Origin of the sequence: Streptococcus mitis, assembly GCF_965111735.1 — a bacterium.
In the GTDB taxonomy this organism is placed as follows: domain Bacteria; phylum Bacillota; class Bacilli; order Lactobacillales; family Streptococcaceae; genus Streptococcus; species Streptococcus mitis_DR.
Genome location: NZ_OZ217346.1, coordinates 975,937 through 989,347 on the forward strand (window position 1 = coordinate 975,937; position 13,411 = coordinate 989,347).

A 13,411-nucleotide genomic window follows, 5' to 3' on the forward strand; every position below is an offset into this window, starting at 1 on the left:
TAGTATTTCAACAATATCGAAAAAGACGATTTCCGTTTGGAAATCGTCTTCTCACTATTTCAATAGTTCATACTCAAATAATTTACTTTCAAGCTCATTTTCGTAGTATTCAGCTAACCTTGTTTTAAGTTCTTTTAGTTTAGTGTTAACTTTTTCATTGTTGAATATCTTTTTATCATTACCATCTTTGTATGATGTATTTATGTCCAATTCAATTTGATAAGTACCATAATTGTATTTTGGATTATATTCTTGAGTATTTTTAGCTAGTTCAAGTAATTCATCGAAGACACCTAGCAACATTAAGTCAGCTCTATCAAGTTTTCCATATTTTTCTTGTTCGATCAATTCTTTACGAACTAGAGAGTTCTTATCTAGGCACATTTCGTTACTATAAAACTTTCCATCAGAACCATCAAAGCTCAAACAATGATTTTTTTGAGAGATACAAGTCCATAATGTAGATTTTCTAAGAAAATCTGTATCCTCTGTATACAAATCCCCTTTATCAGCAGTTGTATAGTAAATATCCCTTTCATACCAGTTTTTTTGAGGGTATTGCTTGGCAACAAATAAAGCAGTTTGCTCTGCGTAATTATTCGTTCTAACTTGACTACCTCGTCCATGATAAATAGCAATTCTAGTCATTCTTATGTCCTGCGGAGTAGTACCAAAACCACTGGCTTCTATAACCGCTAAAATATTGTCATTATAAACAGGTTTTCCATAGCTTTTTAATGGCACTTCTTTACCATCGTAGCCAGTAGCAATTTTAGATAACACATCTGTTTTTAACTTTTTAGAATAGTATTCTCCTAGCGTTTTGTATACTTTTTTTATAGTGACATGCTTCACATCTTTAAGAATAGCATCCTCAGGTACATCAATGACTGCTGCTCCTTTCCCAGTTCCCCATTTTTTATTATCTCTCCATATTTCTTTAGCAGTTACAGTAATACTTTCAGTTTCGTTATCTTGATCGTTTTTCCAAAGTGCTACCAAAACGGAACTTTCTTGTGCTTTAAAGTTCCCTCTGTTTGCTAGAAAACCATTAATAAAGATTTTTTGCATTAGACCAACTGATTTCCAATACTTAACAGGAGCAAATAAAATATAATAGTCGTTTTCATCTCTCATAAAGTATTTTTCAAAAGACCAAACGAATTGATTTAGCAAATCTTTTGCATGGTTACTATCACCAACAAATTCATCGGACATCAATTTCCTTATATAGCTAAATTTATCTATCGATTTAACATTTCCTTCTTGAGCACGGGCTAATTCGCTAGAATAAGGGGGATTTTCAAAACCAATAATCGCAACATTTTTGTCATCTATGACTTCTTGTAATGTATTATGTTTTCCATCTGTTTCCATTGGAATTGATAAAAACTCTTCTGCTAAAGCATCCCCACCTGTTACTAAGTTCCCCTTGTTTTCTTGTACCATTGAAAGTGGTGGTATGATAGCCCGTACCTTCCCAATATATTTGTTATACAAAACAAGCCATTCTTTTATTTCATAAGTATTCAAGATAACATGGCTTAACTCTTCTTCGGTTAAATAATGCTCTAATGCTCCTGTACCAGCACATCTGTCCAAAATAACATAGTCCATGCCTTTAGGAAGATTGCTAATAGCTTGACGAACAAGTTTAGTTGCTTCTTTAACATAAGGTAGTGGTGTATAAAATGCTCCTAAATCTTTTCTATTTGCGGGGTCATTTAATGCGTCCATCACGGTGTCAAAATCGCTTTCGTCTCCACACCAAGGTAAGATATAGTTTTCGACTATTGAATTAGATGGTTGTTTGAGCATCTCAAACATTTGAGATTTTGTTGTTGTTTTATCGTGACGGTATATATAGTTCGCCCACCCTAAAATGTTTGGAAAATCAATTTCAAACTTTTGATACTCGTCTATTTGGAATAATTCACACAATTCACGATTTTTAGGGCTTTTTGGTTGAAGAACATCAAATTCAATTACTTTTTCAGGATTAGTAGCATTTTTTAAAGTGGTCTGATTTACATTTTTTGATGCACTATTCGTATAATTTTGTAAAATTTCTAAACGATATTGAGTTGCATCATAAACACTAGCACGATTTTTATTAATATCAACTAAAACGATTTTGCTTGGTATAGGAATACCACCTTTTATCCTTAATTTAGACAGATAGTGGATAGCTTGAACAAGCACAGCATTAAGATCAGCAATGCTATTTTTAAATTCAAACAGAGCTCCGTTAATGATACCATCAGTATTTTCGATTAAAATATCTTTTTCATCAAAACCGAAATTTCTCCAGAAAAATAAATTGTCAGCTCTTTCATTTCCAGATTGCCAACTTCTATCAATAGCTAGAGGAGCCATTTTACACCTCCAACAATCAACTCATTGAGTTGAGAAACAACAGAAAAGACCTTCTCACAAAAATGTGAAAAAGTCTGTTTTAGGGCTTGACAAAAAATACGCTTGATTACATAATCAGCGTGAGCTGTGAGCTGTGAGCTGTGAGCTGTGAGCTGTGAGCTGTGAGCTGTGAGCTGTGAGCTGTGAGCTGTGAGCTGTGAGCTGTGATTGCGTTCATACCAATCATTCCTTTACTTTTTGATAGTTTTATTATATCAAAATTTCAAAATTTTGCATATCTTCTTTTTTGATGAACAGTCAGCTGGATTATAAAGGCTATCAAAAAGATGTTCTGAAATTACTTAGAGAGGGAAACTATGGATAAGAAAATTTTATTTGAATCTCCCAATACTGAACTATCCAAGGAGAATATTGACCTTTTTCGAAATGCCTGTGAAATATGGTATAATAGAAGAATGGCAAACAAGAATACAAGTAAAACAAGACGGAGACCGTCAAAAGCAGAACTCGAAAGAAAAGAAGCGATTCAACGAATGTTGATTTCGTTGGGAATCGCCCTTTTATTGATTTTCGCAGCCTTTAAGTTAGGGGCTGCAGGTATAACCCTTTACAATTTAATTCGCTTGCTGGTGGGTAGTCTAGCTTATCTGTCCATATTCGGCCTATTAATCTATCTCTTCCTTTTCAAGTGGATCCGAAAACAGGAAGGACTCTTATCTGGCTTTTTCACCATATTTGCAGGTTTGCTCTTGATTTTTGAGGCCTACTTAGTTTGGAAATATGGTTTGGACAAGTCTGTTCTAAAGGGAACCATGGCTCAGGTTGTGACGGATTTGACTGGTTTTCGAACGACCAGTTTTGCTGGAGGTGGCTTGATTGGTGTCGCTCTTTATATTCCAACTGCCTTTCTCTTCTCAAATATCGGTACTTACTTTATTGGTTCTATCTTGATTTTAGTGGGTGCTCTCCTAGTCAGTCCTTGGTCTGTTTACGATATTGCGGAATTTTTCAGTAGAGGCTTTGCCAAATGGCGGGAAGGGCATGAGCGTCGAAAAGAGGAACGCTTTGTCAAACAGGAAGAAAAAGCTCGTCAAAAGGCTGAGGAAGAGGCTAGATTAGAACGAGAAGAGGCTGAAAAAGCCTTACTCGATATGCCTCCTGTTGATATGGAAACGGGTGAAATTCTGACTGATGATGTTGTTCTTGACGTTCCTCCTGTTCCAGAAGAAGACTGGGTAGAACCAGAAATCATCCTGCCTCAAGCTGAACTTGAATTCCCTGAACAGGAAGATGGCTCTGATGACGAAGATGTTCAGGTCGATTTTTCAGCCAAGGGGGCTCTTGAATACAAACTTCCAAGTTTACAACTCTTTGCCCCGGATAAACCCAAAGACCAGTCTAAAGAGAAGAAAATTGTTCGAGAAAATATCAAAATCCTAGAAGAAACCTTTGCTAGCTTTGGTATCAAGGTGACGGTGGAACGGGCTGAAATTGGGCCATCAGTGACCAAGTATGAAGTTAAGCCAGCAGTTGGTGTACGGGTTAACCGCATTTCCAATCTCGCAGATGACCTCGCCCTAGCCTTGGCTGCCAAGGATGTCCGAATCGAAGCACCTATCCCAGGGAAATCTTTAGTGGGAATCGAAGTACCTAACTCTGAGATTGCGACAGTTTCTTTCCGCGAACTATGGGAACAATCTCAAACGAAAGCAGAAAATCTCCTCGAAATTCCTCTGGGTAAGGCTGTCAATGGAACTGCTCGAACCTTTGATCTTTCCAAGATGCCCCACCTACTTGTTGCAGGTTCGACGGGATCCGGAAAGTCAGTCGCAGTTAACGGTATTATCGCTAGCATTCTGATGAAAGCAAGACCAGACCAGGTCAAGTTTATGATGGTGGATCCAAAGATGGTTGAGTTATCGGTTTACAATGACATTCCTCACCTCTTGATTCCAGTTGTGACCAATCCACGCAAGGCCAGCAAGGCCCTGCAAAAGGTTGTGGACGAGATGGAAAATCGTTATGAACTCTTTGCAAAGGTAGGAGTTCGGAATATTGCAGGTTTTAATGCTAAGGTAGAAGAGTTTAATGCCCAGTCTGAGTACAAGCAAATTCCGCTACCTCTTATTGTCGTGATTGTGGATGAGTTGGCTGACCTCATGATGGTTGCTAGCAAAGAAGTAGAAGATGCCATCATTCGTCTTGGACAGAAGGCGCGTGCTGCAGGTATCCACATGATTCTTGCAACCCAGCGTCCATCCGTTGACGTCATTTCTGGTCTGATCAAGGCCAATGTCCCATCTCGTGTCGCTTTCGCAGTTTCATCAGGAACAGACTCCCGTACTATTTTAGATGAAAATGGAGCAGAAAAACTGCTTGGCCGAGGGGATATGCTCTTTAAACCGATTGATGAAAATCATCCAGTTCGCTTGCAAGGATCCTTTATCTCGGATGATGATGTCGAACGTATCGTAAACTTTATCAAGGCTCAGGCGGATGCAGACTACGATGAGAGTTTTGATCCAGGTGAGGTTTCTGAAAATGAAGGAGAATTTTCAGATGGAGATGCTGGTGGAGATCCTCTTTTTGAGGAAGCCAAGGCTTTGGTTATCGAGACACAGAAAGCCAGCGCATCCATGATTCAGCGTCGTTTGTCAGTTGGATTTAACCGTGCGACCCGCCTCATGGAAGAACTTGAAATGGCAGGTGTCATCGGTCCAGCTGAAGGTACCAAGCCTAGAAAAGTTTTACAACAATAAAAAATAGCTTCTTTCCAAGTTTGGAAGGAGGCTATTTTAGTGATTATTGATTAGTTTTATTTTCCGAAGTTGGGGTATTGGACTGTTTTTCATTTTCAGTAGTGGGTTTACTTGGAGCAGGAGTAGTAGATTCCTGAGTTGCTGCTTTCTGCTCTTCTCTTTTCTCTTCCTTGACGCTAGATTTTGGTGTTTCCTCTTGCTGTGTTTTTTCTTGGGTAGTGTTAGTTTCCTTATTGGGACTAGTGTTTTCCTTAGGGGATTCCTTTTGAATTTCTTTGACAATTGTTGTCGTCTGGCTTGTCGTAGGTTCTTTTTTAGTATTTTTGTTATTATCCAAGGCGTTCATGATAGTGATACTAGCGGTAATCAAGCCAAGAATACTACCGATAGTCGCGACGGTTTTTTGAAAGACCGTAAAGCCTTTTTTGATGTGTTCTGTTTTTGGTTTTGAAGTTCTACGATAATTAGACATACATTCTCTCCTTTAATTAAAATTTATTATACCGCATTTCTTTAAAAAAATCTTAAAAAAAGAGAAATTGCCCTTTCTTGTCGCAGGCTCCGTTTCATGATACAATAGAGGGAGTGATTTTAGAAAGCGTGAGAAAATATGATTTACTTTGATAATTCGGCGACGACCAAGCCCTATTCTGAAGCACTTGAAACTTATATGCAGGTCGCTTCAAAAATTTTAGGAAATCCATCTAGCCTCCATCGTTTGGGAGACCAGGCAACACGAATCTTAGATGCTTCCCGCCAACAGATTGCAGATTTAATCGGTAAGAAAAGCGAGGAAATCTTCTTTACTTCTGGTGGGACAGAAGGAGATAACTGGGTTATCAAGGGTGTGGCCTTTGAAAAGGCTCAGTTTGGAAAGCACATCATTGTATCAGCCATTGAACATCCGGCAGTCAAAGAGTCAGCCCTCTGGCTGAAAAGTCAAGGATTTGAAGTGGATTTTGTTCCAGTTGATAACAAAGGATTTGTGGATGTTGAAGCGTTAGCAGGTTTGATACGACCTGATACGACCCTCGTTTCCATCATGGCAGTAAACAATGAAATCGGCTCGATTCAACCTATTGAGGCTATTTCAGAATTGTTGGCAGACAAGCCGACTATTTCCTTCCACGTTGATGCGGTTCAGGCGCTTGCCAAGATTCCGACTGAAAAGTATCTGACAGAACGAGTGGATTTCGCGACTTTCTCTGGTCACAAGTTCCACGGAGTTCGTGGTGTTGGTTTTGTCTATATCAAGTATGGTAAGAAGATTACGCCTCTTTTAACAGGTGGTGGTCAGGAGCGTGATTACCGTTCGACAACTGAAAATGTGGCAGGAATTGTAGCGACAGCCAAGGCTCTCCGTTTATCTATGGAAAAGCTAGATATCTTTACTAGCAAGACTGGCCAGATGAAGGCAGTGATTCGTCAAGCACTTCTGGACTATCCAGATATTTTTGTCTTTTCAGATGAGGAAGACTTTGCCCCTCACATCCTGACTTTTGGAATCAAGGGTGTTCGTGGTGAAGTCATCGTTCACGCTTTTGAAGACTATGATATTTTCATCTCAACGACCTCTGCTTGTTCGTCAAAGGCAGGGAAACCTGCAGGAACTCTGATTGCTATGGGAGTGGATAAAGATAAGGCCCAGTCAGCTGTGCGTCTTAGCCTAGACCTTGAAAATGATATGAGTCAGGTCGAGCAGTTTTTGACCAAGTTAAAATTAATTTACAATCAAACTAGAAAAGTAAGATAGGAGCATTCATGCAATATTCAGAAATTATGATTCGCTACGGTGAGCTGTCAACCAAGGGCAAAAACCGTATGCGTTTCATCAATAAACTTCGCAATAATATTTCAGACGTTTTGTCTATCTATCCCCAAGTTAAGGTAACAGCAGATCGCGACCGTGCCCACGCTTACCTCAATGGAGCTGATTACACAGCAGTAGCAGAATCGCTCAAACAAGTTTTTGGAATTCAAAACTTTTCCCCTGTTTATAAGGTTGAAAAATCTGTAGAAGTTCTGAAGTCTGCTGTTCAAGAGATTATGAAAGATATCTACAAGGAAGGCATGACCTTTAAAATCTCTAGCAAGCGTAGCGACCACAACTTTGAGTTGGATAGTCGTGAACTCAACCAAATCCTTGGAGGTGCTGTTTTTGAAGCTATTCCAAATGTGCAAGCTCAAATGAAAAGTCCTGACATCAATCTTCAGGTGGAAATCCGTGAAGAAGCAGCCTATCTTTCTTATGAAACCATTCGTGGGGCTGGTGGTTTGCCAGTTGGAACTTCAGGTAAAGGGATGCTTATGTTGTCAGGAGGGATTGACTCACCTGTAGCAGGTTATCTTGCACTGAAGCGTGGGGTGGATATTGAGGCTGTTCACTTTGCCAGCCCACCTTATACTAGTCCAGGCGCTCTCAAGAAAGCCCAAGATTTGACCCGTAAATTAACAAAGTTTGGTGGAAATATCCAATTTATCGAAGTTCCTTTTACAGAGATTCAAGAGGAAATCAAAGCTAAAGCGCCAGAGGCTTATTTGATGACTCTAACTCGTCGCTTTATGATGCGGATTACCGACCGTATTCGTGAGGTACGAAATGGTTTAGTTATCATCAATGGGGAAAGCCTAGGACAAGTAGCCAGCCAAACTCTTGAAAGTATGCAGGCTATCAATGCCGTTACCAACACTCCCATTATCCGTCCAGTTGTAACCATGGATAAGTTGGAAATTATCGATATTGCACAAGAAATCGATACCTTTGACATTTCAATCCAGCCATTTGAAGACTGTTGTACGATTTTTGCACCAGATCGTCCAAAAACAAATCCTAAGATTAAGAATGCGGAACAGTACGAAGCGCGTATGGATGTTGAAGGTTTAGTTGAGCGAGCAGTGGCCGGAATCATGATTACTGAAATCACTCCGCAGGCTGAAAAAGATGGAGTTGATGACTTGATTGACAATCTCCTCTAATTCAGAAAATCCAAAAGAATTTAGAAAATTAAATAAAAAAGTTAGTTTTTAATCCAAAAAATGGAAGCAAAACTAACTTTTTTCTATTTTTATGATATAATGAGATAAAATTTTGAATATAGAGAGTTTTCTGACAATGAATCAATCCTATTTTTATTTAAAAATGAAAGAACACAAACTCAAGGTTCCTTATACTGTTAAGGAGCGCCGTGTACGTGTTCTTCTGCCTAAAGATTATGAGAAAGATACTGACCGTTCCTATCCTGTTGTTTACTTTCATGACGGGCAAAATGTTTTTTATAGCAAAGAGTCTTTCATTGGTCACTCATGGAAGATTATTCCAGCTATTAAACGAAATCCTGATATCAGTCGCATGATTGTCGTTGCTATTGACAATGATGGTATGGGGCGGATGAATGAGTATGCGGCTTGGAAGTTCCAAGAATCTCCTATTCCGGGGCAGCAGTTTGGTGGGAAGGGTGTAGAGTATGCCGAGTTTGTCATGGATGTGGTCAAACCTTTTATCGATGAGACCTACCGTACCAAAGCTGACCGCCAGCATACGGCTATGATTGGTTCCTCACTAGGAGGCAATATTACCCAATTTATCGGTTTGGAATACCAAGACCAAATTGGTTGCCTAGGCGTCTTTTCATCTGCAAACTGGCTCCACCAAGAAGCCTTTAATCGCTATATCGAGCGCCAAAAACTATCGCCTGACCAGCGTATCTTTATCTATGTTGGAACAGAAGAAGCAGATGATACGGACAAGACCCTGATGGCTGGTAATATCAAACAAGCCTATATTGACTCGTCGCTTCGCTATTATCATGATTTGATTGCTGGGGGAGTTCATCTGGATAATCTTGTCTTGAAAGTTCAGTCTGGTGCTATTCATAGTGAAATCCCTTGGTCGGAAAATTTACCAGACTGTCTGAGATTTTTTGCAGAGAAATGGTAAGTTAGGAAAGGAGAAAGCCAATGCATATTGAAAACCTTAGCCACTGGAGTGGTCACCTCAACCGTGAAATGTATCTCAACCGTTATGGACATGCTGGGATTCCAGTTGTGGTCTTTGCTTCATCAGGTGGTAGTCACAACGAATACTATGATTTTGGCATGATTGATGCCTGTGCTTCTTTTATCGAGGAAGGTCGAGTTCAGTTCTTTACCCTATCTAGTGTTGACAGTGAGAGCTGGTTGGCCACTTGGAAAAATGGTCACGACCAAGCAGAGATGCACCGTGCCTATGAACGCTATGTGATTGAGGAGGCCATTCCTTTTATCAAGCATAATACAGGTTGGTTTGATGGCATGATGACGACAGGCTGCTCCATGGGCGCCTACCATGCTGTCAATTTCTTCCTCCAGCATCCAGATGTCTTTACCAAAGTAATTGCTCTTAGTGGTGTCTACGACGCACGTTTCTTTGTCGGAGATTACTACAATGACGATGCTATTTACCAAAACTCGCCAGTAGATTATATCTGGAATCAGAATGACGGCTGGTTTATTGACCGTTACCGTCAGGCAGAGATTGTGCTGTGTACGGGGCTTGGTGCCTGGGAACATGACGGACTACCGTCTTTCTACAAGCTCAAAGAAGCCTTTGACCAGAAACAAATTCCAGCCTGGTTTGCTGAATGGGGACACGATGTCGCCCACGACTGGGAATGGTGGCGCAAACAAATGCCTTATTTCCTTGGAAATCTCTATTTATAAAAGGAGTTACCTATGAATTACCTTGTTATTTCTCCCTACTATCCGCAAAACTTTCAACAGTTTACCATTGAACTAGCTAATAAAGGCATCACAGTATTGGGAATTGGTCAAGAACCATACGAGCAATTGGATGAACCTTTACGCAATAGCCTGACTGAGTATTTCCGCGTAGATAATCTTGAAAATATAGATGAAGTCAAACGTGCAGTTGCTTTTCTCTTTTATAAACATGGGCCAATTGACCGTATCGAGTCTCATAATGAATACTGGCTTGAGCTGGATGCAACACTCAGAGAACAATTCAATGTCTTTGGTGCCAAACCAGAGGATCTCAAAAAGACGAAATTTAAGTCTGAAATGAAGAAACTCTTCAAAAAAGCAGGTGTCCCTGTGGTACCTGGAGCTGTTATCAAGACGGAAGCAGATGTTGATCAAGCAGTGAAAGAAATTGGTCTTCCAATGATTGCTAAACCTGATAATGGAGTTGGAGCAGCCGCAACCTTTAAGCTCGAGACAGAAGATGATATCAATCACTTCAAGCAAGAATGGAATCATTCGACCGTTTATTTCTTTGAAAAATTTGTCACTTCCAGCGAAATTTGCACCTTTGATGGTCTAGTGGATAAGGATGGAAAGATTGTCTTTTCAACGACCTTCGACTACGCCTATACACCGCTTGATCTCATGATTTACAAGATGGACAATTCTTATTACGTCCTCAAGGATATGGATCCTAAATTACGTAAATATGGTGAGGCAATTGTCAAAGAATTTGGTATGAAAGAACGGTTCTTCCATATTGAGTTCTTCCGTGAAGGGGATGATTACATCGCCATTGAGTACAATAACCGCCCTGCAGGTGGTTTTACCATTGATGTTTATAACTTTGCTCATTCTTTGGATCTTTATCGTGGCTATGCTGCTATTGTCGCAGGAGAAGAGTTCCCAGCGTCAGAATTTGAAGCTCAATATTGTTTAGCTACATCCCGTCGTGCAAATGCTCACTATGTTTATTCTGAGGAGGACTTGCTTGCCAAATACAGCCAGTATTTCAAGGTTAAAAAAATCATGCCAGCGGCCTTTGCGGAACTTCAAGGAGATTACCTTTATATGCTGACAACTCCTAGTCGACAAGAAATGGAGCAGATGATTAAGGACTTTGGTCAGCGTCAGGCTTAAGAGACTCTCGGATTAAGGAAATTCACTCCCTTAATCCTTTTGTTTTTTATAAGAAATAAAATCGCTTTCTTATATAATCTTTCGGAAAAGTAGTTGCTAAAAGATATAAAAATTGATAGAATAAGGATTGTCTAAAAAATTTTAAGGAGAATCTATCAAATGGATTTCACATGGGCAATTAAATATGCCACTGAATTTTTGGGAACTGCTATTTTGATCATTCTTGGTAATGGTGCAGTTGCTAACGTTGAACTTAAAGGTACGAAAGGTCACCAAAGTGGCTGGCTCGTTATAGCTGTTGGTTACGGTATGGGGGTTATGATTCCAGCTTTGATGTTTGGTAACGTATCAGGTAACCACATCAACCCAGCCTTCACTCTTGGACTTGCAATCAGCGGTCTCTTCCCTTGGGCGCAAGTAGCGCCTTATATCCTTGCACAAGTTTTGGGTGCTATCTTTGGTCAAGCCTTGGTTGTGGCAACACACCGCCCATACTACTTGAAAACTGAAAATCCAAACAATATCCTGGGTACTTTCTCAACAATCTCAAGTTTGGATCAAGGTACAAAAGAATCACGCTTTGCAGCAACTGTTAATGGTTTTGTAAATGAGTTTGTTGGATCATTTGTTCTTTTCTTTGCAGCCCTTGGATTGACTAAAAACTTCTTTGGTTCTGAAGTGCTTCAATACATGAAACAAATGGCTAGTCAAGCAGGTCAAAATGTTGACTTTTCTGATTTAGCAATCAAAGCCCAAGTAGCACCACATACTGCTTCAGGACTTTCAGTAGCTCACTTAGCACTTGGATTCCTTGTTATGGCCTTGGTAACATCACTTGGTGGACCTACAGGACCTGCCTTGAACCCTGCTCGTGACTTGGGACCACGTCTCCTTCATGCTTTCCTTCCAAAATCAGTTCTTGGTGAGCACAAAGGCGATTCAAAATGGTGGTACTCTTGGGTACCAGTAGTAGCACCGATCGCAGCAGCAATTGCGGCAGTAGCTATTTTCAAATTCCTTTACCTATAAGAAAGGGCTCTTTGTCAACTGTAGTGGGTTGAAGAAAAGCTAAGCTCGAGAAAGGACAAAATTTGCCCTTTCTTTTTTGATGTTCAGAGCAATAAAAATCCGTTTTTTGAAGTTTTCAAAGTTCCGAAATCCAAAGGCATTTCGTTTGATGAGTTTAATGAGATTATTAGTCGCTTCTAATTTGGCGTTGGAATAGGGTAATTGAAGAGCGTTGACAATCTTTTCTTTATCCTTGAGGAATGTTTTAAAGACAGTCTGAAAAAGAGGATGAACCTGTTTAAGATTGTCCTCAATGAGTCCGAAAAATTTGTCTGGCTCCTTGTTCTGAAAGTGAAAAAGCAAGAGCTGATAGAGATTATAGTGGTGTCTCAAGTCTTCTGAATAGCTCAAAAGCTTGTCTAGAATCTCTTTGTTGGTTAGATGCATACGAAAAGTAGGGCGATAAAAACGTTTATCGCTAAGTTTACGACTATCCTGTTGGATGAGTTTCCAGTAGCGCTTGATAGCCTTGTATTCATGAGACTTTCGATGAAACTGATTTATGATTTGGACACGCACACGACTCATAGCACGGCTTAAGTGTTGAATAATGTGAAAGCGATTTAGAACGATTTTAGCACACGGAAAAAGTTTTCTAACTAAGTCATAGTAGGGACTAAACATATCCATAGTAATGATTTTCACCTGACAACGAACGGCTCTATCGTATAGAAGAAAGTGATTTCGGATGACAGCTTGTGTTCGTCCCTCAAGAACAGTGATGATATTAAGATTATCAAAATCTTGCGCAATGAAACTCATCTTTCCCTTTGTAAAGGTATACTCGTCCCAGGACATAATCTGTGGAAGGCGAGAAAAATCATGCTTAAAGTGAAAGTCATTGAGCTTGCGAATAACAGTTGAAGTTGAAATGCCAAGCTGATGAGCAATATCGGTCAAAGAAGTCTTTTCAATCAGCTTTTGAGCAATTTTTTGATTAATGATACGAGGGATTTGATGATTTTTCTTTACTAGAGGAGTCTCAGTGACCGTCATTTTAGAGCACTGATAGCACTTAAAACGGCGTTTTTTAAGGAGAATTCTAGTAGGCATACCAGTTGTTTCGAGGTAAGGGATCTTAGACGGTTTTTGAAAGTCATATTTCTTCATTTGACTTCCACAATCAGGACAAGATGGGGCATCGTAGTCCAATTTAGCAATGATTTCCCTGAGTGTATCCCTATTGATGATATCTATAATTTGGATATTGGGGTCTTTAATGTCGAGTAGTTTTGTGATAAAATGTAATTGTTCCATATGATTCTTTCTAATGATAGTTTGGTCGCTTTTCATTATAGATGATATGGGACTTTTTTTTCTACAACAAAAAA

Annotated in this window: 10 protein-coding genes; 7 read left to right on the plus strand and 3 right to left on the minus strand. The window is 39.7% G+C overall.

What is annotated here, in order from left to right:
* Window positions 1-54 precede the first annotated feature (54 nt).
* Entirely contained in the window at window positions 55-2,376 is a 2,322-nt protein-coding gene (locus tag ACLV7W_RS04785; RefSeq protein WP_061589815.1) for a hypothetical protein, read from the minus strand.
* A gap of 455 nt (window positions 2,377-2,831) precedes the next feature.
* Between ACLV7W_RS04785 and ACLV7W_RS04790 the strand changes: the two genes are divergently transcribed.
* Window positions 2,832-5,135 (plus strand): DNA translocase FtsK, encoded by a 2,304-nt coding sequence (locus tag ACLV7W_RS04790; RefSeq protein ID WP_411865934.1) that lies wholly within the window; start codon window positions 2,832-2,834, stop codon window positions 5,133-5,135.
* A gap of 43 nt (window positions 5,136-5,178) precedes the next feature.
* Here the strand turns inward: ACLV7W_RS04790 and ACLV7W_RS04795 are convergent, their stop codons facing one another.
* Window positions 5,179-5,607: a DUF6556 family protein gene (locus ACLV7W_RS04795; RefSeq protein WP_125454412.1), complete on the minus strand. Its 429-nt coding sequence runs from the start codon at window positions 5,605-5,607 to the stop codon at window positions 5,179-5,181.
* Between the two features lie 138 nt (window positions 5,608-5,745).
* On the opposite strand from ACLV7W_RS04795, the gene ACLV7W_RS04800 reads away from it, so the two are divergent.
* From ACLV7W_RS04800 to gla, 6 genes are all read left to right on the plus strand, one after another.
* A complete protein-coding gene (locus ACLV7W_RS04800) occupies window positions 5,746-6,888 on the plus strand; it encodes a cysteine desulfurase family protein (RefSeq protein ID WP_411865526.1) in 1,143 nt (380 codons plus the stop codon).
* 8 nt (window positions 6,889-6,896) lie between these two features.
* Window positions 6,897-8,111, plus strand: a complete 1,215-nt coding sequence (gene thiI, locus ACLV7W_RS04805) for a tRNA uracil 4-sulfurtransferase ThiI (RefSeq protein ID WP_411865527.1) — start codon at window positions 6,897-6,899, stop codon at window positions 8,109-8,111.
* A 136-nt stretch (window positions 8,112-8,247) separates the two neighbouring features.
* The gene (locus ACLV7W_RS04810) at window positions 8,248-9,072 is read left to right on the plus strand and encodes an alpha/beta hydrolase (protein WP_411865528.1); all 825 of its coding nucleotides are present in this window, start codon (window positions 8,248-8,250) and stop codon (window positions 9,070-9,072) included.
* Between the two features lie 20 nt (window positions 9,073-9,092).
* On the plus strand, window positions 9,093-9,833 hold the full coding sequence (locus ACLV7W_RS04815) for an esterase family protein (protein WP_411865529.1): 741 nt from the start codon (window positions 9,093-9,095) through the stop codon (window positions 9,831-9,833).
* Window positions 9,834-9,845: 12 nt separating this feature from the next.
* The gene (locus ACLV7W_RS04820) at window positions 9,846-11,012 is read left to right on the plus strand and encodes an ATP-grasp domain-containing protein (RefSeq protein WP_411865530.1); all 1,167 of its coding nucleotides are present in this window, start codon (window positions 9,846-9,848) and stop codon (window positions 11,010-11,012) included.
* A 159-nt stretch (window positions 11,013-11,171) separates the two neighbouring features.
* Entirely contained in the window at window positions 11,172-12,041 is an 870-nt protein-coding gene (gla, locus tag ACLV7W_RS04825) for an aquaglyceroporin Gla (RefSeq protein ID WP_084886436.1), read from the plus strand.
* Window positions 12,042-12,080: 39 nt separating this feature from the next.
* Here gla and ACLV7W_RS04830 read toward each other — a convergent pair whose 3' ends face one another.
* Window positions 12,081-13,337: an ISL3 family transposase gene (locus ACLV7W_RS04830; protein WP_411865531.1), complete on the minus strand. Its 1,257-nt coding sequence runs from the start codon at window positions 13,335-13,337 to the stop codon at window positions 12,081-12,083.
* Window positions 13,338-13,411: the final 74 nt, after the last annotated feature.